General features: G+C 63.0%; 21 protein-coding genes and 1 other RNA gene. 6 read left to right on the top strand and 16 right to left on the bottom strand.

What is annotated here, in order from left to right; genetic code table 11:
- Window positions 1-23: 23 nt before the first annotated feature.
- The 4 genes from VWY60_RS18300 to mgtE all read right to left on the bottom strand — a co-directional run bounded on the left by VWY60_RS18300 (window position 24) and on the right by mgtE (window position 5,037).
- The gene (locus VWY60_RS18300; RefSeq protein WP_340546056.1) at window positions 24-1,802 is read right to left on the bottom strand and encodes an SLC13 family permease; all 1,779 of its coding nucleotides are present in this window, start codon (window positions 1,800-1,802) and stop codon (window positions 24-26) included.
- A 297-nt stretch (window positions 1,803-2,099) separates the two neighbouring features.
- Window positions 2,100-2,912, bottom strand: a complete 813-nt coding sequence (locus tag VWY60_RS18295) for a TIGR00282 family metallophosphoesterase (protein ID WP_340546057.1) — start codon at window positions 2,910-2,912, stop codon at window positions 2,100-2,102.
- A 115-nt stretch (window positions 2,913-3,027) separates the two neighbouring features.
- Entirely contained in the window at window positions 3,028-3,588 is a 561-nt protein-coding gene (locus VWY60_RS18290; RefSeq protein ID WP_416541371.1) for a 5-formyltetrahydrofolate cyclo-ligase, read from the bottom strand.
- Window positions 3,589-3,648: 60 nt separating this feature from the next.
- On the bottom strand, window positions 3,649-5,037 hold the full coding sequence (mgtE, locus tag VWY60_RS18285; protein WP_416535100.1) for a magnesium transporter: 1,389 nt from the start codon (window positions 5,035-5,037) through the stop codon (window positions 3,649-3,651).
- A 136-nt stretch (window positions 5,038-5,173) separates the two neighbouring features.
- Between mgtE and guaD the strand changes: the two genes are divergently transcribed.
- Window positions 5,174-6,460 carry a guanine deaminase gene (gene guaD, locus VWY60_RS18280; protein WP_416541370.1) on the top strand — a complete coding sequence of 429 codons (1,287 nt, stop codon included), beginning with the start codon at window positions 5,174-5,176 and terminating at the stop codon, window positions 6,458-6,460.
- Between the two features lie 122 nt (window positions 6,461-6,582).
- On the opposite strand, the gene VWY60_RS18275 is transcribed toward guaD, so the two are convergent.
- From VWY60_RS18275 to VWY60_RS18265, 3 genes are all read right to left on the bottom strand, one after another.
- Entirely contained in the window at window positions 6,583-7,923 is a 1,341-nt protein-coding gene (locus VWY60_RS18275; RefSeq protein ID WP_416541369.1) for an 8-oxoguanine deaminase, read from the bottom strand.
- Between the two features lie 115 nt (window positions 7,924-8,038).
- Window positions 8,039-8,833 carry a histidinol-phosphatase gene (gene hisN, locus VWY60_RS18270; RefSeq protein WP_416541433.1) on the bottom strand — a complete coding sequence of 265 codons (795 nt, stop codon included), beginning with the start codon at window positions 8,831-8,833 and terminating at the stop codon, window positions 8,039-8,041.
- A gap of 65 nt (window positions 8,834-8,898) precedes the next feature.
- Entirely contained in the window at window positions 8,899-9,270 is a 372-nt protein-coding gene (locus VWY60_RS18265) for a helix-turn-helix domain-containing protein (RefSeq protein WP_340546062.1), read from the bottom strand.
- A gap of 367 nt (window positions 9,271-9,637) precedes the next feature.
- On the opposite strand from VWY60_RS18265, the gene VWY60_RS18260 reads away from it, so the two are divergent.
- Window positions 9,638-10,606 (top strand): NADPH:quinone oxidoreductase family protein, encoded by a 969-nt coding sequence (locus tag VWY60_RS18260; RefSeq protein ID WP_416541368.1) that lies wholly within the window; start codon window positions 9,638-9,640, stop codon window positions 10,604-10,606.
- A gap of 59 nt (window positions 10,607-10,665) precedes the next feature.
- Here VWY60_RS18260 and VWY60_RS18255 read toward each other — a convergent pair whose 3' ends face one another.
- Entirely contained in the window at window positions 10,666-11,559 is an 894-nt protein-coding gene (locus VWY60_RS18255) for a LysR family transcriptional regulator (protein WP_416535096.1), read from the bottom strand.
- A gap of 127 nt (window positions 11,560-11,686) precedes the next feature.
- Here VWY60_RS18255 and VWY60_RS18250 point away from each other — a divergent pair, with 127 nt between their 5' ends.
- The 3 genes from VWY60_RS18250 (at window position 11,687) to VWY60_RS18240 (ending at window position 13,776) form a co-directional block, all read left to right on the top strand.
- Window positions 11,687-11,902 carry a DUF1127 domain-containing protein gene (locus tag VWY60_RS18250; protein ID WP_416541367.1) on the top strand — a complete coding sequence of 72 codons (216 nt, stop codon included), beginning with the start codon at window positions 11,687-11,689 and terminating at the stop codon, window positions 11,900-11,902.
- Window positions 11,903-12,410: 508 nt separating this feature from the next.
- Window positions 12,411-13,187: a Bax inhibitor-1 family protein gene (locus VWY60_RS18245; protein ID WP_340546067.1), complete on the top strand. Its 777-nt coding sequence runs from the start codon at window positions 12,411-12,413 to the stop codon at window positions 13,185-13,187.
- A 115-nt stretch (window positions 13,188-13,302) separates the two neighbouring features.
- The gene (locus VWY60_RS18240) at window positions 13,303-13,776 is read left to right on the top strand and encodes a GNAT family N-acetyltransferase (RefSeq protein ID WP_416541366.1); all 474 of its coding nucleotides are present in this window, start codon (window positions 13,303-13,305) and stop codon (window positions 13,774-13,776) included.
- Window positions 13,777-14,175: 399 nt separating this feature from the next.
- Here the strand turns inward: VWY60_RS18240 and rpmG are convergent, their stop codons facing one another.
- From rpmG to gatC, 6 genes are all read right to left on the bottom strand, one after another.
- The gene (gene rpmG / locus VWY60_RS18235; RefSeq protein WP_007814563.1) at window positions 14,176-14,343 is read right to left on the bottom strand and encodes a 50S ribosomal protein L33; all 168 of its coding nucleotides are present in this window, start codon (window positions 14,341-14,343) and stop codon (window positions 14,176-14,178) included.
- 107 nt (window positions 14,344-14,450) lie between these two features.
- An RNA gene (gene rnpB, locus VWY60_RS18230) (RNase P RNA component class A) lies at window positions 14,451-14,871 on the bottom strand.
- A 171-nt stretch (window positions 14,872-15,042) separates the two neighbouring features.
- Entirely contained in the window at window positions 15,043-15,753 is a 711-nt protein-coding gene (locus VWY60_RS18225; protein WP_416541365.1) for an N-acetylmuramoyl-L-alanine amidase, read from the bottom strand.
- 15 nt (window positions 15,754-15,768) lie between these two features.
- Window positions 15,769-16,464: a hypothetical protein gene (locus tag VWY60_RS18220; RefSeq protein ID WP_416541364.1), complete on the bottom strand. Its 696-nt coding sequence runs from the start codon at window positions 16,462-16,464 to the stop codon at window positions 15,769-15,771.
- Window positions 16,465-16,503: 39 nt separating this feature from the next.
- Entirely contained in the window at window positions 16,504-17,991 is a 1,488-nt protein-coding gene (gatA, locus tag VWY60_RS18215; protein WP_340546070.1) for an Asp-tRNA(Asn)/Glu-tRNA(Gln) amidotransferase subunit GatA, read from the bottom strand.
- 3 nt (window positions 17,992-17,994) lie between these two features.
- The gene (gene gatC, locus VWY60_RS18210) at window positions 17,995-18,282 is read right to left on the bottom strand and encodes an Asp-tRNA(Asn)/Glu-tRNA(Gln) amidotransferase subunit GatC (RefSeq protein WP_008561736.1); all 288 of its coding nucleotides are present in this window, start codon (window positions 18,280-18,282) and stop codon (window positions 17,995-17,997) included.
- A gap of 193 nt (window positions 18,283-18,475) precedes the next feature.
- On the opposite strand from gatC, the gene VWY60_RS18205 reads away from it, so the two are divergent.
- Window positions 18,476-19,168, top strand: coding sequence for a metal-dependent hydrolase (locus tag VWY60_RS18205; RefSeq protein WP_416541363.1), 693 nt, complete (start codon window positions 18,476-18,478; stop codon window positions 19,166-19,168).
- 147 nt (window positions 19,169-19,315) lie between these two features.
- Here the strand turns inward: VWY60_RS18205 and VWY60_RS18200 are convergent, their stop codons facing one another.
- On the bottom strand, window positions 19,316-19,939 hold the full coding sequence (locus VWY60_RS18200; RefSeq protein WP_416535089.1) for a DNA-3-methyladenine glycosylase I: 624 nt from the start codon (window positions 19,937-19,939) through the stop codon (window positions 19,316-19,318).
- A gap of 85 nt (window positions 19,940-20,024) precedes the next feature.
- Complete coding sequence (locus VWY60_RS18195; RefSeq protein ID WP_340546073.1) at window positions 20,025-20,486, bottom strand: nucleoside deaminase; 462 nt, start codon at window positions 20,484-20,486, stop codon at window positions 20,025-20,027.
- Between the last annotated feature and the right edge of the window lie 20 nt (window positions 20,487-20,506).

Here is a 20,506-nt window from a genome sequence, read left to right as displayed (position 1 = left end):
TAACAAACCCTTACCGGCCGTTGTTAAAGCGGCCAGAAGAAGGGGATGAGGATGGAGGCCAGAAGGCCGACGCTGAAGTTCAGCGGAATGCCAACGCGCAGGAAGTCGGTGAATTTGTAACCGCCCGGACCGTAGACCAGCATATTGGTCTGATAGCCGATTGGCGTCGCAAAAGAGGCCGAGGCCGCAACCATGACCGCAACCACCAGCGGGCGCGGATCAATGCCCATGGCCTGTGCCAGCCCGACCGCAATCGGCGTGACCACCACCGCCACGGCATTGTTGGAGACCAGCTCGGTCAGGATCGAGGTCAACAGATAGACCGCCCAGACCAGCAGGAACGGCGGCAGCAGCGACAGCGAGGGGGCCACGGCATCCACGATCAGACGCACCGCACCCGAGCTTTCCAGGGCGGCCCCGATCGCGAGCATGGCAAAGATCAGCGTCAGCAGGCGCCCATCGACAAATGAGAAAGCCTCATCCGCGTCGATGCAGCGGGTGATCAGCACGGTGGAGACGGCCAGCACCGACAGCAGCAGGATTGGCGCCACATTGAGCGCGGCGAGCAGCACGATCCCGATCAGCGCGGCAATGGCAATGGGGGCGTGGCGCCGGCGATAGGCGCGCACCGAGGGTTGCGAGACGGCCGCCATATCCATATCGGCGGCCAGTCGCTGGATATCCTCGACATTGCCTTCCAGCAGCAGGGTATCGCCTACGCGCACCACCAGATCCTCAAGCTGCACACCGATATTCTGATTGCGCCGATGCACCGCCAGCACATAAACGCCATAGCGCCGCCGCAGGCGCATCGCGCCGAGCGACCGTCCCACCATGCGGCATCCGGGGGTGATCAGCACCTCCACGGTTGTGGTTTCCACGGTGGAGACCTGATCGACGCGCTTCAGTTCCTTGTTGCGTTGCAGGCTGAGGAGTTCGGTCATCTGGGTGCGCAGCACCACGCGGTCGCCGACCTGAAGCTCAACCCCTTTCAGCGCGTTGCGCAGCGAGATATCGCCGCGAATGACATCGACCAGACGGACGCCGGGCCGTTTGAACAGCTGCACGCCGGTGACTTCGCGGCCGATCAGGTTGCTGTCCGGGGGGATCACCGCCTCGGTGAAGAACTTCATGCGGGACCGGTCGCTGAGCAGGCTGGCCATGCTGCTGCGATCCGGCAGCAGGCGCGGCGCGATGAAGCGCAGGTAGATCATGCCCCAGATCACCAGAATGATGCCAAGCGGTGTCACTTCGAAGATGGTGAAAGGCGTCAGCCCCTGCGCCCGCGCAACACCGTCAACCAGCAGGTTGGTAGAGGTGCCGATCAGCGTCAGCGTGCCGCCCAGGATGGCCGCATAGCTGAGCGGGATCAGCATCTTGGAGGCGGAAACGTTCATTGTGCGGGCGATCTGGATGAACACCGGGATCATCACCACCACTACCGGCGTATTCGACACCACCGCCGAGGCGGCAACGACAAAGACCATCAAGAGCGCAATGGCCAGTTTCGGATTGACCTCGGCCTGTTTGCGGGCCTGCGCGGTAAAGGCATCAAGCGCGCCGGTGCGCACCAGCGCGCCCATGATGATGAACATGGCCGCAATGGTCCAGGGCGCCGGGTTCGACAGCACGGGCAATGCCGCCTGATAGGGCAGAACGCCGGTTGCCAGCATCGCCGAGACACCGGCCAGCGCCACCACCTCGGTCGGGAAGGTTTCCCGCAGGAAAGCGGCAAACATGGCCACCACGATCAGCAACGTCAGAACCGCGCCACCGGTTTCGCCAAGGGGAATGAACTGCATCAGGGGTAAAGACATCCAAGAGGTTGAGAGATCAATCATCGGCGACCTGAAAGAACTGCGCGAACCGCCTCGCATATCGCGCGGCCCAAGGGAGTGAACCTGATCCGGTCACCGGAGGCAAGTGTTTCGCAACACGATGGGAGCATCTGGTCCCTATTTAGCGGTCCTTTGCGAATAAGCTTCGGAATTTGAGGGGTTTGGCGGGCGAATATCCCGCCCCGCCTGCCCAGATTTCGCGCATGGAACGGGCGGGGTTGCCGTGGCCTGCACTAGGGGGCCTGGATCGGGTGGCCAGCGTCAGGGAGTTGCCTGCTCGAGAAGGCCGCCGACCCGGATCATGCGGATCGATTTGGCCGCCCCGGTGCGATCATCGGTTTCGACAAAAACACCCGACAGGGTTGCCGGGCCTTCGGCCGGGGTAAAGCGGTTCTTGGGCATGCCGGTGAGAAAACGGCGCATCGGTTCGGCTTTCTCCATGCCGATCACCGAGTTGTAATCGCCGCACATGCCAGCATCGGTCAGATAGCCGGTGCCCTCCGACAGGATCTGCGCATCGCCCGTCGGCACATGGGTATGGGTGCCCACCACCAGCGACGCGCGGCCATTGCAGAAATGGCCCATCGCCATCTTCTCGGAGGTGGCCTCGCAGTGCATATCCACGATCACCGCCTGCGCCAGCCCACCGCGTGGGTGCGATTTCAGCACCGCCTCAACGGCGCCGAAGGGATCGTCATAGGCCCGTTTCATGAACACCTGCCCCAGCGCCTGCACCACCAGCACCTTGCGCCCGCCCGGAGCATTGAACAGCCGGTAGCCGCGCCCCGGCGCGTTTTTGGCAAAATTCAGCGGCCGGATGATGCGCGGCTCTTTCTCAATGGCCTGCAACATGTCCTTCTGGTCAAAGGCATGATCGCCAAGCGTCAGGCAATCGGCCCCGGCATCCAGCAGCAGCTTGGCGTGTTCGCCATTGAGCCCCATACCGTTTGAGGCATTCTCGCCATTGACCACGACAAAATCGAGCCGCCAGTCCTTGCGCATCTGCGGGAGGTGTTCGGAAATGGCCTTGCGTCCCGCACGGCCCATGACATCGCCAAGAAATAATAGTCGCATTGCCGCGTGGTACGCCGTTGCAAGGCTCAGGACAAGAGCCGCGTTGCGGGTGCAAAACTTTTTGAAAAGTTTTGCCAAGGTTTTTTGACAAACCCTTGGCCCGTCGCAGCGGGTGTCAGCTGAACTGCAACACCCGGCTTTCGGTGATCAGCATGTCCAGCGGCTGGTCGGTGGGCTCCAGCGGCAGGCTTTCGGCCTCCTGCGCGTCAAAGGCAAAACCGATGGCGAGGCTTGGACGTTTGGCCCGCAGCAGCTCAAGAGTGCGGTCATAAAAGCCGCCGCCATAGCCCAGCCGCCCGCCGCGCGCATCAAAGGCGACCAGCGGCACGATCAGGATTTCCGGTTCGAAATAGTCATCGACCTCCGGCACCTTTGCCCCAAAGGGACCGTCACGTAGCGCGCCATCAGGCTGCCAGCGGCTGAAGTTCAGCGGTGTATCCTTGGCCTGGATCACCGGCACACCAACAGGGCCATGAGCGGCGGCTTCCGCCATCGCAGGAAGCGGGTCGATCTCGGTGCGGATCGGCATATAGCCCGACAGCGGCACGCCGCGATAGCCTGCCAGCACCTCCGAGAGATGCCCCGCGACACCGGGTTTATTCATGTCAAAGGCGGCCTTGCGGCGCTGAAAGGCCGCCTTGCGGGCGTCGGCCTTGATCCGGGTGAGGTCATCCATGATGCGGCTCCTGTCAAAGCAAGTGAACACCACCCGGACGGGCGGCAACAGCGGGCAGGATCAGAGCAGCAACACCCCGGCCAGCCCGAGAAAGGCAAAGAAACCAACGATATCCGTGACCGTCGTCACAAAGGCGCCGGAGGCCAGCGCCGGGTCGACGCCGATTTTCTCCAGAATAATCGGCACCGCTGTCCCCGCCAGCCCTGCGACGACCAGATTGATCACCATAGCGACGGCGATCACGACGCCGAGCATGGGTGAGCCAAACCACAGGATGCCGACAACGGCCATGATCAGCGCAAAGGCGAGGCCGTTCACCAGCCCCACCAGGACCTCCCGCCGGATCACCCGCCAGACGTTGGAGCCGGTGAGGTCGCGGGTGGCCAGTGCGCGCACCGCCACGGTCAGCGACTGGGTGCCGGCATTGCCACCCATCGAGGCCACAATGGGCATCAGCACCGCCAGCGCCACAAATTCCGCAATCGTCGCCTCGAACTGGGCAATCACCAGCGAGGCCAGAATCGCCGTTGCCAGATTCACCGCCAGCCAGGGAAAGCGTTGCTTCGTTGTGGCCATGACCCGGTCGGCCAGGCTGCCCTCACCGACACCGGCCAGACGCAGGATGTCTTCTTCATGTTCCTCATCCAGCACGATCATGGCGTCATCCATGGTGATGACACCGACCAGCCGCCCCTCGTCATCGACAACCGGCGCCGAAATCAGGTGATACTGGTTGAAGGCATAGGCGACGTCTTCTTCGTCCTGATCGGCGGGAATGATCTGAAAGGTGTCTTCGACGATCTCGCTCAGCCGCACCTCCCGTTTCGAGGACATGATACGGCCAAGCGTGACATTGCCCACCGGGTGCAGCCGCGGGTCGACCAGAACCACATGGTAGAACTGATCCGGCAGGTGTTCGGATTCACGCATGAAATCAATCGCCTGCCCCACCGTCCAGTGGTCGGGGGCCATCACCACCTCGCGCTGCATCAGACGGCCGGCGGAATTCTCCGGGTAGCTCAGCGATTGCTCCACCGCGACCCGGTCGGCATCTTCGAGCGTATTGAGGATGGCCGCCTGCTGAGGCTCTTCCAGATCCTCCAGAAGGTCGACCACATCATCGCTTTCGAGGTCGCGCACCGCCTCAGCCAGAACCTGCGGCGCCAGCAGCGAAATCACCTCTTCGCGGATCGATTCATCCAGTTCCGACAGGATCTCGCCGTCGAATTCGCGGTCATAAAGGCGGATCAGGCGGCCACGTTCGTAGGCGCTGATCTGTTCCAGAAGGTCGGCGATGTCAGCGGCGTGCAGCGGCTCCATCAGCTCGGTCAGCTGAGGCTGGTCATCGGCCTCCACCGCCTCCAGAATCTGGGCAACCCGTTTGCGGTCCAGCTCGTAGGCATCCTCGAATGTGGCATCGACTGGCTCTTTTTGGTCATCTGCGATCATTCCGAGGCCCCTTTTGGTGATTGCTTCTGGAATAAAAGAAGCTGTTACCGAAAAACAATGACAATGACGTAATTTACCGTCGATGTCGCTGCGCGTATCCTGCGCATCGCAGTTTGGCAAGAAAGGACCGCGTTGGATGCAGGCAGAATTTATCTTACGGGGGCAGGTCCTGTCATTTGCGGGAGACCCGTTTGAGGGCGACCACCCCGAGGCTGCGGCGACGCTGCATGAAGCGGTGGCGATTGGTGGTGGCAAGGTGTTGGAACTGGGCGCGGCTGATGCGCTGCGCAAGGCCCACCCCTCCGCCAGCCTGGTGGATCATGGCGACCACCTGATCCTCGCCGGCTTTGTCGATGCCCATGTGCATTTCCCGCAGACCGCGATCATTGCCAGCTGGGGCAAGCGGCTGATCGACTGGCTGAACAGCTATACTTTCCCCGAGGAGATGCGTTTTGGCGACCGTGGCTATGCCGATGAAATCGCAGGCCGCTATCTGGATCTGACACGGGCCAATGGCACCACCACGATGTGCAGCTACTGCACGATCCACCCCGAAAGCGTGGAGGCGTTTTTCAGCGCTGCGCAGGCGCGCGGGCAGCGCGTGGTTGCGGGCAAGACCTGCATGGACCGCAACGCCCCGGAAGGCCTGCGCGACACCGCGCAATCGGCCTATGACGACAGCGCTGCATTGATTGGCCGCTGGCATGGGGTGGACCGGCTGTCCTATGCGATCACGCCACGGTTCTCGCCCACCTCGACCCCCGAACAGCTGGAGGCGATGGGTGCGCTTTGGGCCGAGCACCCAGACTGCCTGATGCAGACCCATCTGAGCGAGCAGACCGACGAGATTGCCTGGGTGAAATCGCTGTTTCCCGAGGCCCGGGACTATCTGGACACCTATGAGCAATTTGGCCTGCTGGGCGAACGTGGCCTCTACGGTCATGCGATCCATCTAGAAGACCGCGAGCGCGCCCGCCTGCGCGAGGTTGGCGCCGCGCTGGTGCATTGTCCAACCTCCAATACCTTCATCGGGTCTGGGCTGTTCGACATGGCCGGGCTGATGGCTGAGGGGCAACGCATTGGTCTGGCGACGGATACCGGTGGTGGCTCAAGTTTCTCGATGCTGCGCACCATGGCGGCCGCCTATGAAATCGGCCAGCTGCGCGGCACGCCGCTGCATGCTGCACAATTGCTGTGGCTGGCCACCCAAGGCTCGGCCCGCGCGCTGCGCATGGAGGCCCAGATCGGCAATCTCGCCCCCGGCATGGAGGCCGATCTGGTGGTCCTGGATCTGGCCTCGACCCCGGCGATTGCGCAGCGCTGCGCGGGGGCGCGCGATCTCTGGGAGGCGGTCTTTGCCACCATCATGATGGGCGATGACCGCGCGGTGACCGAGGTCTGGATCAACGGCGCGCGCAGCTGAGCCGGGCACCGAGGGGGAAAGAGGCGCTGATGCGCCTCTGCCTCCGGCGGGGATATTTCGGGCCAGAAGATGAGCGCCGCGCGCTGTCGCCGATCTGGTCAGCTGCGTCAGGCCAGCTGTCGTCAGGCCAGCTGCATCAGCCGTGTGGTGGCTTTTTGGTGCCGTTCAAGAAGGTCTGGCAGATCCACGGTCGCCAGCATGGCATCGCGGATGATCTGGCGCCCTTCGACAAAGAGATGTTTCACCTGCGCCGGCCCCGCCAGCAGCAGCGCCGCCGGATCCCAGCTGCCGCTGGAGGCGATGCCGGTCACGTCCCAGATCGCGATATCGGCACGTTTGCCCACCGCCAGCTGGCCGACATCGCGCCGCCCCAGCACCTCCGCGCCGCCACGGGTGGCAATCTCCAGCGCCTCATAGGCGCTCATGGCATCAGCCCCCTGTGCGACCCGCTGCAAGAGCATCGCCTGACGGGCTTCGCTGATCAGGCTGGCCATATCATTGCTGGCCGATCCATCCACGCCGAGACCAACCGGCACCTGCGCATCGCGCATGGCGCGCAGCGGCGCGATGCCGCTGCCAAGGCGGCAGTTGGAACAGGGGCAATGGGCAACGCCGGTTCCGGTCCGGGCAAAGAGGTCGATTTCCCCGGCATCCAGTTTCACGCAATGGGCATGCCAGACGTCAGGGCCGGTCCAGCCCAGATCTTCGGCATATTGGCCGGGGCGGCAGCCGAACTGCGCCATGGAATAGGCGATATCCTCGTCGTTTTCGGCCAGATGGGTGTGCAGCATCACCCCCTTGTCGCGGGCCAGAAGCGCAGTGTCGCGCATCAGTTCGCGGCTGACGGAAAACGGTGAACAGGGCGCCAGCGCCACCCGGCACATGGAGCCTTCGGCGGGGTCATGGAACCGGTCCACGACGCGGATCATATCGTCGAGAATGGCGCGTTCCTCCTCGACCAGACTGTCCGGCGGCAGGCCGCCCGCGCTTTCGCCGATGCTCATGGCGCCGCGCGTCGGCTGGAAGCGCAGACCGATATCACCCGCCGCCTCGATGCTGTCCTCCAGCCGGGTGCCATTGGGATAGAGGTAGAGGTGATCGGAGGTGAGCGTGCAGCCCGAGAAGGCCAGTTCGGCCAGCCCCAGCTGGGCGGAGACATGGATGTCATCCGGGGTGAAGGCCGACCAGATCGGATAGAGCCGTTTGAGCCAGCCAAACAGCAGCGCGTCCTGCGCGCCGGGCACCGCGCGGGTGAGATTCTGATAGAGATGATGATGGGTGTTCACAAGGCCCGGGGTCACCACGCAGCCCCGGCCGCTGATCCGCTCGCCCTCTGTGGTGAGATCGCTGCCGATCTCGGCGATCACGCCGTCGCGGATCCGCAGATCGGCATGGGTCAGCTGGCGGCGCTGATCATCCATTGTCAGCGCGATATCAACATCTTCGATCAGAATTTCAGGCACAGGTCACACTCCGTCAGGCCGCCCATTTCGGTTCAGAAGTGTGATGGCGCGCCGACAGAATATGGGCAAAGGACTCGGCGCGTGGCCGAACCCTAATGGATTGCCCGAGGTCGTTTCAAGTGGTTTTGCGGATCAGGGCAAGCGCCGCGGCATGAAGCTCGGCGGTGGCTGCGGCCAGGACCTGACCGCCCTCATGCGCAGGCTCCCCCTGCCAGTTGGTCACCACGCCACCGGCGGCCTCGATGACCGCGATCGGCGCCTGGATGTCGTAGGCGTTGAGCCCGGCCTCGATCACCAGGTCACATTGCCCGGCGGCCAGCAGCGCATAGGCGTAGCAATCCATCCCGTAGCGGGTCAGCTGCACTTCGCTGGCGACCCGCTGGAAGGCGGCGCGTTCCGCTGCGCTGCCGACTTCGGGAAAGGTGGTGAACAGCGTGGCCGCCGACAGATCCGATGTCTTGCGGGTGCTGAGTGCGACCTCCCCCAGCGGGCCGGTCAGACTGGCCCCCTCGGGCGTGCCGATGAACCGCTCACCGATATAGGGTTGATCAATGATGCCGAGGAAAGGGCCATCCGCATCGCCAAGGGCAATCAGCACCCCCCAGGTCGGGGTGCCGCTGATAAAGCCACGGGTGCCGTCGATCGGGTCCAGCACCCATATGCGCCCGGACTGGCCACGGGTCTCGCCGTATTCCTCGCCGAGGATGCCGTCGTCGGGCCTGAGTTGCGAAAGCACCGCGCGCATCGCCTGTTCGGCGGCCCGGTCGGCGATGGTGACGGGATCGAAACCTTCGTCCAGCTTGTTGTCGGATTGCAGCCCGGCTGAGCGGAAATAGGGCAGGATCGCCTGACGTGCGGCATCGGCCATCCGATGGGCAACGTCCAGATCTGAAAACGCGGCTGAAGTCATACCCGAAGGGGTGACATTCAACCGCGCATATTTCAAGCCCCAAGCCCCCACTTGAGGCGGGAAAATCAGGCTGCGTCGCTGAGCACGCGCGCCAGTTCGAACAGACGACGGCGCTGGTTTTCAGGAATCGCATAGTAGGAGCGCACCAAATCCAATGCCTCCTTGTCGCCCATCAGATCGTCAGGCACGCGTGCCTTGTCCGATGCCGGGGCATCATCATCTTGCAGACCTTCAAAAAAGAAGCTGACCGGCACGCTGAGCGCGTCGGAAATATCCCAGAGCCGGGAGGCGCTGACCCGGTTTGCACCGGTTTCATATTTCTGGATCTGTTGAAATTTAATACCAACCAGCTCTGCGAGCTGCTGTTGCGTCATGCCGATGAGCCACCGGCGATGCCGGATACGTTTCCCCACGTGCACGTCCACTGGATGAGCCATGCGTTTCTCCTAAGATTTACAAAACTGGGTGCCACCCTAACCGCCTTTTTAAACCCCCGCCCACCCGGCAAATACCGCGTGGTGCCAATGTTGCCAAAAAACCCGACGGGTTTCTGGACAAACGACAAGGCGCTCCCATTGGAGTTGAGTGTACGACCTTAACGGTTGAATTCAAGCGTTCACTCTCGCCGGGGTCAGCACCTGTGCGGCAAACGCATGATTTCATGTACCAATTTTATTTCACTTTTTTGCATGTTTTACACATGTTCTCCACCTCCCCATAAATAGTGAGGTGATCTGAAGGCGAATCTGGCATGGTTTGGCCATTCAGAATCACCTTACCCCATGCCAGATATGGAAAAATGATATGCGCGCCTACAGTGTCAGCAGTTTTGACATTTCCCCGACTATCGCAGAAGTTGACGTGGGATCACCGAGAAGCGGAGAAGTTGCAGTTGCAATACACGCCTGTGGGTTGAACTTTGCCGATCTTCTTCTGCTCCGTGGCAAATATCAGGATACGCCGGACCTGCCATTTATTCCCGGTTTGGAACTGGCGGGCGTCATTCAGGCGCTTGGCCCTGATGTGGAGGGGCTGGCGGTTGGCGATCGGGTGGCGGTGTTTTCCGGTCAGGGCGGGCTGGCGGAGGCCGGGGTGTTTGCGGCCGATCGCGTCACGCGGATCCCCGACGAGATGTCCTTTGCCGATGCGGCTGCGTTTCAGATCACCTATGGCACCGGACTGGTCGCGCTGGATCACTGTGCGCGGTTGCAGCCGGGGGAAACCCTGCTGGTCACCGGCGCTGCCGGTGGTGTCGGGCTGACGGCTGTGGAAATCGGCAAACGTCTGGGCGCGCGGGTGATCGCCCATGCGCGGGGAGCCGAGAAGCTGGCCGTGGCCAAGGCGGCGGGCGCGGATCATCTGATCGACGCCGACGAGGATCTGCGGCAGGCGGTCAAGGATCTGGGCGGGGCCGATGTGGTCTATGAGGCGATTGGCGGCGATGTCTGGCAAGCGGCCTTTCGGTCTACCAACCCGGGCGGGCGGCTGCTGCCCATCGGCTTTGCCGGCGGCGAGGTGCCGCAGATCCCGGCGAACCACCTGCTGGTGAAGAACCTCAGCGTTATCGGGTTTTACTTTGGCGGCTACCTGAAGAGCCACCCGGCGGTGGTCAGGGGCGCCATCGCGCGGCTGATCGACTGGTATCGTGACGGCTCGCTGCGCCCACACATCAGCCACCGCCTGCCGCTGGAGGAGACTGACGCAGGGCTGGAGCTGCTGCGCAACCGCAAAGCCACCGGCAAGGTGGTGATCATGATCCGGCCAGAGGCCTAGGCGACGGCAGCCGCCGCCGTGCAGGGCAACCGCAGGGCGCGATCGTTAGGGCGCAGGTGTCAGGCTGCGGTCCAATGGGACTGCGCCGCCGCCAGCGGGGTACTGATGTTGCGAAAGGCCTTCCGCACCAGAAAGGCCAGTTCAGTCACCATCGGCGAGCCAGAGGTCTCTGCCCCATAGAGGTTGATCAGCTGGATCGGCAGATCCGGCAGGCTGCCACCGTGGTCGATCTGTAGCAGATGCGGCGGCTCGGTGCCCTCGATCATGGTGTGGATCGCCAGATCGGCGCTGACCGTCGCCTCGATGGTGCGGTCGCTATCGGTCTCCACCACCATTTCCCAGGCGATCCCGGCGGCGTCCAGCGCGCTCACCACCTTGGGCCGGAAGGTGCAATAGCGGCCAAAGGCCAGTTTCAGCGGGCGCTGCCGCCAGGCTGATCCATTGGGCGCACCAATCCAGCACAGCGGCCGTTTGGCCAGCGTTTCGCCGTTTTCCGAGGTGGCGGTTTCGGTGGTCAGGATCAGATCGCATTCACCGCGCGAAAACTGCTCTTTCAAAGAGCGGGTATAGCTGGAGATCAGCTGCACCTTCACCCGTGGGAACGACGCATTGAAACGCTGTAGCACCTGCGGGATCGCCGGGTAGACAATGTCATGCGGCACCCCAAGAACGATTTCACCTTCATAGGCCTGATCGGTCAGTCGCCCGATCACCTCGTCATTCAGCGCCACCATCCGCCGCGCATAGGCCAGCAGCTGCTCGCCCGATGCGGTCAGCGCAATGGTGCGGCCAGAACGGTCCAGCAGTTGCAGGCCCAACAGCTCCTCCAGCCGCTTCAGCTGCATGGAGACCGCCGATTGGGTCAGATGCAGAAAACCGGCCGCGCGGGTCACCCCGCCATTGTCCGCAACCGCCACAAACGAGCGCAGCGTGGTGATATCGAGGTTTCGCATCATCACAATCCTTGATGGTTCAAATCATAAACATTCGTTTTCCATATCAATCACACTCCGCCATATACATCAATAGAATTGATCAGACACCGTAACCCCATCAGAGTTCCAGAAAAGGACAAAAATCATGACCTATATGGACAACAGCCTGCGCAACTGCGCCTGCGCGCCCCGCCGCTCGTTCCTCGCAACCGTTGCCCAACGCCTCGCCATCTGGCGCGAACGCCGGATGCTGGCCACGCTTGATCAAAGCGCGTTGGACGACATGGGCATCAGCAAGACCGAAGCCCAGGCAGAGGCCCGCCGCCCGATCTGGGACGCGCCGAGCAGCTGGACCCGCTAAAGGCGACGCGCCGACAAGGCTCACACCAAGCCTAATACGAAAAGAGGTCCGCGCTGCGGGCCTTTTGCACCCCCAACAGTCTGCCCCAGGATCAAGGTTGGGAGTCAAGGAACTATCTGGGACCGTCACCGGAGGTGTCGCCGACGCACGACCGGCGGCCACCTGTGGCGATGCCGTGAAGATGGAATCTTTGTGCGTCTTTTGTGGGTTCATGATGTTAGCCTGCAACAGGGTCGCCAGACAGCACCTACAGAACCGCACGCCCAAGTTGTGAAAACTGCCTCAGGGTGATCTCAGAGGGGGCGCGGACCCGTTTCCGGAACACTTTGGTCTGGCTCTGTGCAAGCCCTCGCCAAACATCCCAGGTTTTTTGTCGATAATTCCACCGAAACTTCGGTCTACGGCCTTGAACCGCGCCTCGCTTCACCCGATATTTGCGAGGAACGCCAGCTCTCTGCACGCAGCAGGGAAACTGCGCGAGGGAGTTTAGAGACGGAGACCATGATACATGGCACAGTTTGACACCATCCGGTCCACAGCGGGCGCACGCTCTGCGGAGATCGATGCGGGCCTGCGCGCCCATATGAACAAGGTCTACGGCACCATGGCCGTGGGCACATTCATTACATTTCTGGCTGCCTGGGCCATCTCCGGCCTGGCGGTGACCTCCGATCCGGCCAATGCCGCAGCCCAGCTGAGCGCCGATAAATACCTGACCAGCATCGGCTATGCGCTTTACGCCTCGCCGCTGAAGTGGGTGATCATGTTTGCCCCGCTGGCCTTTGTGTTTGGCATCGGCGCCGCCGCGAACCGCATGTCGGCCGCGGGCGTCCAGCTGCTGTTCTACGTCTTCGCCACCGTGATGGGCCTGTCGATCAGCTCGATCTTCCTGGTGTTCACCGGCGAAAGCATCGTGCAGGTGTTCCTGATCACCTCCATCGCCTTTGCGGGCCTGTCGCTGGTGGGTTACACCACCAAGAAGGACCTCAGCGGCATGGGCGCCTTCCTGATTATGGGCCTGATCGGCCTGATCGTGGCGTCTATCGTCAACATTTTCCTGGCGTCGTCGGCAATGGCCTTTGCGATCTCGGTGATCGGCGTGCTGATCTTTGCGGGCCTCACCGCCTATGACACCCAGCGGATCAAGAACGACTATCTCCAGCACGCCCATATGGGCGACCAGGAATGGCTGGCAAAATCCGCGATCATGGGCGCGCTGAGCCTCTATCTGGACTTCATCAATATGTTCATGATGCTGCTCCAGCTGCTTGGAAACCGCGAATAACGCGACACCTTCCAGAGCCAACCAAGACCGGGGCGGATCATCACGATCCGCCCTTTTTCTTTGCCCGCGCTGCCGTTGCGGCCGGGACATGTCACGCAACGAATTTGAGACCCCGATGAGATTGATTGATATCGCCCCAAAAGAGGCGCACCGCATTGTCCCGCTGCTGCAAGAGCTGCACGCGCTGCATGTCACCCACCAGCCTGACCGCTACCCGGCCGATCCTGATGGTGCAGCGCTGGCCCGCTGGCTTGAGACATGGCTGAGCGAGCCAAGCCTGACCGCCCGCGCCGCCGTCAGCCCGCAGGGGCGGATCATGGGCTATGTCATCTATGGCATCGAGGAGCGCCCTGCCCTCCCCGTCCGCAGGGCCGAGACCCGCGCCATGCTGCACCATGTCGCCGTCGCCAAGAGCTGGCAGCGCATGGGTGTCGCAACCGCGCTGATCACCGATATGAAGCGTTCTGTGGCGGCCAAGGGCGTTCCGGTGATCGCCACCACTTACGCCTCCTTCAACATCGCCTCTGCGGCGCTGATGCAGCGTATGGGCCTGCTGCCTGTGATGGTCATGGCCGAGTGGCGCGGCTAATCTGCGACCACAACGAAAAACAGGAGGCGACCCCACCGTCGCCTCCTGTCATGGTCGCTCCCCCGAGCCGACCTGTGGTGCTGTGAACTTCCGAAACCGCGCGCTTCTGGCGCTGCATCCCGGACCCACTCTCTCACCCACATCCCAAGACATATGTGACGGCCAAATGTGGCATTTTCGGGCCGATCCGGCGCACCGTCGGTGTTTTCATTTACCGAATTTTCATAAAATGCGCGCGACCGGCAGCCCGGCCAGCGGCGCCCGGTCAGTGGCGCCAGGTCAGTCAGGCAACAGCGCGGCCACACGAAAAAGGGCCGCACCCTGGTGCGACCCTTCTGATCTACTGTCCCGAATATCGGGGGCGGTGTCGCGGCCGGAGGCAGCGCAACACCAAGAGGCTTATTTGATTTTGCCTTCTTTGTATTCAACGTGCTTGCGCACGACCGGGTCGTACTTACGCACAACCATTTTCTCGGTCATGGTGCGTGCGTTTTTCTTGGTCACGTAGAAGTGGCCCGTGCCCGCGGTCGAGTTCAGGCGGATCTTGATTGTGGTCGGCTTCGCCATGGTATTCTCCTGCGTCCGAAAAGGCAGGGGCCTCTCGGTAAATTCCTATATGAGCGTGCGCTTTTACCTGCACCACCCCGCGAGTCAATAGGATTCGAGGGGATATTTTGCGCAGAGGGCCTGTAAGCCGGATTTTGTTCCAGGGCCAGGGCCCCTTCGACGACCATTCATCTAGGATGCACATTGCTGCGCACCTCCAGCTGCCAACCCGACCCCTCTTGGCCAAAACATGCCTAGCGGCGGTATCGGCTGACGCCGACCGGCCCGCGCGGGGGTCCTATTTGGCATTGCTCCCGGTGGGGCTTGCCGTGCCACCCCTGTTGCCAGCGGCGCGGTGGGCTCTTACCCCACCGTTTCACCCTTACCCACATGGGATCACCTGACAGGCAGGCGCACATGGGCGGTCTGTTTTCTGTGGCGCTCTCCGTCAGATCGCTCTGCCCGGGCATTACCCGGCACCGTTGTTTTGTAGAGTCCGGACTTTCCTCGCGACGCCTTGCGGCCCCCCGCGGCCGTCCGGCCCTCTGCGCAGGGGTTGGGGTAGAAACTACTGCGCCCAAGGTCAAGCGGATAGTGCACCGGGGGCGTTGCCCCCTCGCGCCTGCGGCGCTCACCCCCAGGATATTTGCGGCCAGAAGATGCCGGGACGCTCTCTATCTTCTGGCGTCAAATATCCCGGAGCGCGAGGCAGAGCCTCGCTCAGGCCTCTGTCCGGGACGCATCGGTCAGCAGCGGCAGGACGTCCCTGTCGGTCAAGGGACCGGTCTGCCATGGCCGGAATCTAAGGCGCACCGCCTGCAGCAGGGTGGCGTCATCCACATCCGCCGTAAAGCCACGCCGCCGCGCCAGAGCGCGAAAGCGGTCCATCCCGACGTCGGTCTCTGGCCGCGCCGCAGCACCCGGCACGGCGCTGGTGAGCCCCTGTCTGGCCAGCCGCGCCCAGTCAAAGCGGGCGCCCGGGTCACATTTGCGCCCCGGCGCCATGCAGGAATGCCCGATCACACCGGAGGCCGGGATCCGCCAGCGCAACAGCACAGCCCGCAGCAGCTCCTCCAGCCGGTTCATCTGGGCTGCGGAAAACGGATGATCGCCCCGGTTGTCCAATTCGATCCCGATCGAGCGGGAGTTGATATCCTCCTGCCCGCACCACTCCCCGGCGCCGGCATGCCAGGCGCGGTCGGCCTCCCTGACCATCTGCCACAGCCGTCCGTCAGCGGCGATCAGGTAATGGGCTGACACCTCGTACCGCGGGTCGCAGAGCCGCTCCAATGCGGCCTCGGCACTGTCCATCGCGGTGTAATGCAGCACAACCAGATGCGGCGTCAGATCATGGCGGCGCGCATTGAAATTGGGACTGGGGTGCCAGATGGCATCCGTCCCGGTGTCAGCAGAGGTCGGCGGAGGTGTCATGAGGCGCCAGCCGCCTCAGTTCTGCACCGCAAGTCGATAGGGCGCTGGATCCCAGCCGCAGGCGTAGCCGTCCCCATCGGGATCAAGCGCCTGGCGGTCACGTTTCGGGCCGCCCGCTTCGAGAAAGGCAATCTGGGCCAGTTCCGGCGAGGCAAATCCGGCGCAGTTGCGCGAGGAGCGGGCCGCCAGGTTGAAGCCGGAGCGTGAATAGATCCGCTGCCCACGCGGGTTGGAGGTGCTGAGCGCATAGCGTACGATATTGGGATCGCGGTCGCCGCTGCGTTCGGGCACTGCGGTGGGGCTGACCACCTGATACTGGGCGCGCTGACGGGCCAGACGCTCGGCATCGCTTTCGATGCTTTGGCGCGAGGCGACCGCATCGAAATCATTCTCGTCGGAGATCCGCGGATTGCCTGCAAGGGCCGGTGCCGGGTTTGACGGGCTGGCCTCGATCGGTGCGGTGCCCGAGTTGCCGCGTGCAGCCGCGAGGGCCGCGGCGGTTTCGCGGGCAATATCGTCGCTGCTGCCTGCGGCTGCGACGCGGACCGGCGGCACCAGCGGATCGCCATTAATCGTGGTGCCTGTCGCCGGTGCCCGGTCAAAGGGGCTGGAGCCAAATCCGGCCTCGGGGCCACTTTCAGGCACCGGAGGCTGGCACGCAGCCAGCAGCACAAGACTGCTGGTCGCCAAGATGGACCGGAATAGACGCATGATCACCACCTGTTGGTTCTGCTCAGATCAGGACAGGGTTTACCACCATTGGGCCGGCTTGGCCACAAAACCGGCGGCCCCTTCCAGCGCATAGGCCGTATTCAGCAGATCGCCCTCTTCCCAGGGGCGGCCAATCAGCTGAAGCCCCAGCGGCAGGCCCTGCGCATCAACACCGGCCGGAACCGAAATGCCGGGGAGGCCGGCGAGGTTCACGGTGACGGTAAAGACGTCATTGAGATACATCTGCACCGGATCCGCGTCGATCATTTCGCCGAGGCCAAAGGCGGCCGAAGGTGTCGCCGGGGTCAGGATCGCGTCAATGCCCTGGGCAAAGACGTCTTCGAAGTCTTTCTTGATCAGGGTGCGGACCTTGCGGGCGCGGTTGTAATAGGCGTCGTAGAAACCGGCCGAGAGAACATAGGTCCCCACCATAACGCGGCGCTGTACCTCATGGCCGAAGCCTGCGGCGCGGGTTTTTTCGTACATTTCGGTAATGCCATCGCCCGCCTCCAGCGCCGCGCGCTGGCCATAGCGCACACCGTCATAGCGCGCGAGGTTGGAGGAGGCCTCGGCCGGGGCGATCACGTAATAGGCAGGCAGGGCGTATTTGGTGTGCGGCAGGGAGATATCGACGATCTCGGCCCCGGCGGCACGCAGCATCTCGGCGCCTTCGGACCAGAGTTTCTCGATTTCACCGGGCATTCCATCCATGCGGTATTCACGCGGGATACCGATTTTCTTGCCCTTGATATCGCCGGTCAGCATCGCCTCGAAGTTCGGCACCGCCAGATCGGCGCTGGTGCTGTCCTTGGGGTCGTGGCCGCACATCGCCTCAAGCATCATTGCTGCATCGCGCACCGATTTGGTCATCGGGCCCGCCTGATCCAGGGAGGAGGCGAAGGCCACCACCCCCCAGCGCGAGCAGCGCCCATAGGTGGGCTTGATGCCAGTGATCCCGGTAAAGGCGGCCGGCTGGCGAATCGAGCCGCCAGTGTCGGTGCCGGTGGCCGCAAGGCACAGATCCGCAGCCACGGCCGCTGCGGAGCCGCCGGAGGAGCCGCCCGGTGTCAGCTCGGCAGTATCATTGCCGCGCCGCCAGGGGCTGACCGCGTTACCATAGACGGAGGTTTCATTGGACGAGCCCATGGCGAATTCGTCCATGTTCAGCTTGCCCAGCATGACAGCGCCTGCATCCTGCAGCTGCTGCGATACGGTGGATTCATATTCGGGTTTGAAACCTTCCAGAATGCCGGAGGCGGCCTGGCTGGCGACACCTTTGGTGCAGAACAGGTCCTTGATGCCGATCGGCAGGCCGCACATGGCGGGCGCATCGCCCGCCTTGATCCGTGCATCTGCTGCCTTGGCGCGCTCCAGCGCGATTTCGGGTGTCTTGTGCACAAACGCGTTCAGGGCATCTGCGGCCTCGATGGCCTTGAGGCAGGCCTCGGTCAGCTCGACAGAGGTGGTCTCGCCCTTGCGCAATGCGTCACGGGCTTCGGACAGGGTGAGTTTGTTGAGTTCGGTCATGTCTTATTCAACCACCTTGGGCACTGCAAAAAACCCTTCGCGGGCATCGGGGGCATTGGCCAGGATCTTGTCCTGCTGATTGCCATCGGTCACCTCGTCGACGCGGCGTTTCAGGCGCTGCGGCGTCACCGACGTCATCGGTTCGACGCCCTCAACATCCACCTCGTTCAGCTGCTCGATAAAGCCGAGGATGGTGTTGAACTCATCCGCCAGTGCTGGCAGCGCGTCCTCTTCGACCTTGATACGGGCCAGTTTGGCCACTTTTGCGGCGGTGCTTTGGTCAATCGACATGGAAACCCTCATCTCGTGTTAGGACGCATTTACCGCCGCACCGCCGCCGCCGCAAGCCTGTGGCGGCGCGAAACCCCGGTGAAATCGGCGTGACGGAGCGCGGGCGAGTGGATTTTTGCACCAAGCGCGATAGGCTTAGGCCAAGACGATGCGCCAGCGGGGCCGATCGTAACAGTATTGAGGGAGACAGAACATGAAGATCATCTGGTTGGGCCATGGCAGTTTTCGCATCGAGACCGCAGGGCAGGTTCTGCTGGTCGATCCCTGGCTCACCGGCAATCCCATGCTCGCCGAGGACCAGCATGACGCCGCGATCACCGGCGCCACCCATATCATTCTGACCCATGCGCATTTCGACCATGCGATCGACGTGCTGGCGCTGGCGCGACGCCTGGACGTGCCGATTGTGGGGCAATATGACCTGATGGGCATCTGGGGCGAGACCGAGGAGGTCACCACCATCGGCTTCAACAAAGGCGGAACTGTCAATCTGGACGGGCCGCAACTGGCGATGGTGCCTGCCTCGCACAGCTCGACCTTTGCCACCCAGGACGGGCTGCGCACCGGGGGCAGCGAAGTCGGCTACATGCTGATGAGTGAAAACAAGACGCTCTATATCTCGGGCGATACCGGGTTGATGGCCGATATGGACTGGATGGGGGATTACTACAAACCCGACATCGGCATCCTGAGCGCGGGCGGGCATTTCACCATGGATATGGCGCAGGCGGCCTATGCGGCGACACGGTATTTCAACTTCAAGACCGTGATCCCCTGCCACTACCGCACGTTCCCGATCCTTGAGCAGAGCGCCGAGAAACTGGCCGCGGCGCTGCCGGATGTGACGGTGATCGAGCCGCAGGTTCTGGACGTAATCGACGTCTAGCCGACAGGCTCCCGCCCGGACCCCGGCCTGCGGTGCAGATCCGGTCCCGTTGGGCGTGGCGCCGCCCCGGCCGGGGCGGCGCGGGCACGCGCGAAAGCCTGGTAGCGCGCTGACCTCAAAAGCGCGAAGATCACGCGTGCGGCCTTATCACTCGCCGCCGGATAAGGCCGGGGATTGAAAGCTGGCGCGCGCCCTGGCCGCCTGCGCGCGGCAGATGCAATGCTCCGCGTGGTCATTGACCAGCCCCATCGCCTGCATGAAGGCAAAACAGGTGGTGGGGCCGACAAATTTCCAGCCCCGTTTCTTCAGCTCTTTTGACAGCGCGATGGACTGCGGCGTGATAGAGGCCGTCTGCGGCGGCACCTGCGCATCGGGACCGGGTTCAAACCGCCAGAAAAACGCCGCCAGCGAGCCCTCCTGCCTGACCAGCTCCTGCGCGCGCCGGGCATTGTTGATCACCGCCTCGACCTTGCCGCGATGGCGGACAATGCCTGCATCCTGCAACAGGCGCTCCACATCTGCCGGGCCAAATTCCGCCACGCGGTCCCAGTCAAAACCATGGAAGGCGGCGCGGAAGTTCTCCCGCTTGGCCAGAATGGTCCGCCAGCTCAGGCCGGATTGAAAGCTCTCCAGACAGATCTTTTCAAACAGGCGGCGATCATCTGCCACCGGATAGCCCCATTCCTGATCGTGATAGGCCAGAAACTCGGGCGCGGATCCAGCCCAGCCACAGCGCAGCTGCCCGTCATCTGCCAGATATTCCTTGCTCATCACTCGCCCCCCCCATTTCGGCAGTGCAGGCCGCTCATCTGCTGGCCCGCCGCGCCGCCACGCTACGGGCAGGAAATCAGCGCGGTCAACCGTCCCCGGCGCGACGCGCCGCAAAGAACTCCTTCAGCAGGGTTTCGGCCGGCTCTGCGCTAATGCCATCGTAAACCTCGGGCGCGTGATGAGCCTGCGGGTGCGAGAACACGCAGGCACCATGGGCGACGCCACCGGATTTCGGATCGGACGCCCCGTAGTAAACACGCCCGATGCGGGCGGCAGCAATCGCCGCCGCGCACATCGCGCAGGGTTCCAGCGTCACGTAAAGGTCGTGACCGGTCAGCCGCTCGGACCCGGCGGCGGCGCAGGCCGCACGGATCACCAGCACCTCGGCATGGGCGGTGGGGTCGTTCAGTTCACGGGTGCGATTGCCCGCCTGTGCCACGACACGGCCATCCGGCGCGATCAGCACGGCGCCCACCGGCACCTCGCCGCGCGCGGCGGCTGCGCGCGCCTCGGCAAGCGCAATATCCATATGAGAACGAAACGGCATAGCTCTCCCTGCCCCAGAAT

Source organism: Phaeobacter sp. JH20_26 (genome assembly GCF_048056275.1).
GTDB lineage: Bacteria > Pseudomonadota > Alphaproteobacteria > Rhodobacterales > Rhodobacteraceae > Phaeobacter > Phaeobacter bryozoorum.
The sequence above is the reverse complement of the archived record's forward strand: the minus strand, read 5'-3'. Positions and strand labels throughout refer to the sequence as shown.

Excerpts from the sequence above, each read along its gene's own strand:
- VWY60_RS18300 (WP_340546056.1), bottom strand. The coding sequence starts at position 1,802 with ATGCAGTTCATTCCCCTTGGCGAAACCGGTGGCGCGGTTCTGACGTTG.
- VWY60_RS18295 (WP_340546057.1), bottom strand. The coding sequence starts at position 2,912 with ATGCGACTATTATTTCTTGGCGATGTCATGGGCCGTGCGGGACGCAAG.
- VWY60_RS18290 (WP_416541371.1), bottom strand. The coding sequence starts at position 3,588 with ATGGATGACCTCACCCGGATCAAGGCCGACGCCCGCAAGGCGGCCTTT.
- mgtE (WP_416535100.1), bottom strand. The coding sequence starts at position 5,037 with ATGATCGCAGATGACCAAAAAGAGCCAGTCGATGCCACATTCGAGGAT.
- guaD (WP_416541370.1), top strand. The coding sequence starts at position 5,174 with ATGCAGGCAGAATTTATCTTACGGGGGCAGGTCCTGTCATTTGCGGGA.
- hisN (WP_416541433.1), bottom strand. The coding sequence starts at position 8,833 with ATGACTTCAGCCGCGTTTTCAGATCTGGACGTTGCCCATCGGATGGCC.
- VWY60_RS18265 (WP_340546062.1), bottom strand. The coding sequence starts at position 9,270 with ATGGCTCATCCAGTGGACGTGCACGTGGGGAAACGTATCCGGCATCGC.
- VWY60_RS18260 (WP_416541368.1), top strand. The coding sequence starts at position 9,638 with ATGCGCGCCTACAGTGTCAGCAGTTTTGACATTTCCCCGACTATCGCA.
- VWY60_RS18255 (WP_416535096.1), bottom strand. The coding sequence starts at position 11,559 with ATGCGAAACCTCGATATCACCACGCTGCGCTCGTTTGTGGCGGTTGCG.
- VWY60_RS18250 (WP_416541367.1), top strand. The coding sequence starts at position 11,687 with ATGACCTATATGGACAACAGCCTGCGCAACTGCGCCTGCGCGCCCCGC.
- VWY60_RS18245 (WP_340546067.1), top strand. The coding sequence starts at position 12,411 with ATGGCACAGTTTGACACCATCCGGTCCACAGCGGGCGCACGCTCTGCG.
- VWY60_RS18240 (WP_416541366.1), top strand. The coding sequence starts at position 13,303 with ATGAGATTGATTGATATCGCCCCAAAAGAGGCGCACCGCATTGTCCCG.
- rpmG (WP_007814563.1), bottom strand. The coding sequence starts at position 14,343 with ATGGCGAAGCCGACCACAATCAAGATCCGCCTGAACTCGACCGCGGGC.
- VWY60_RS18225 (WP_416541365.1), bottom strand. The coding sequence starts at position 15,753 with ATGACACCTCCGCCGACCTCTGCTGACACCGGGACGGATGCCATCTGG.
- VWY60_RS18220 (WP_416541364.1), bottom strand. The coding sequence starts at position 16,464 with ATGCGTCTATTCCGGTCCATCTTGGCGACCAGCAGTCTTGTGCTGCTG.
- gatA (WP_340546070.1), bottom strand. The coding sequence starts at position 17,991 with ATGACCGAACTCAACAAACTCACCCTGTCCGAAGCCCGTGACGCATTG.
- gatC (WP_008561736.1), bottom strand. The coding sequence starts at position 18,282 with ATGTCGATTGACCAAAGCACCGCCGCAAAAGTGGCCAAACTGGCCCGT.
- VWY60_RS18205 (WP_416541363.1), top strand. The coding sequence starts at position 18,476 with ATGAAGATCATCTGGTTGGGCCATGGCAGTTTTCGCATCGAGACCGCA.
- VWY60_RS18200 (WP_416535089.1), bottom strand. The coding sequence starts at position 19,939 with ATGAGCAAGGAATATCTGGCAGATGACGGGCAGCTGCGCTGTGGCTGG.
- VWY60_RS18195 (WP_340546073.1), bottom strand. The coding sequence starts at position 20,486 with ATGCCGTTTCGTTCTCATATGGATATTGCGCTTGCCGAGGCGCGCGCA.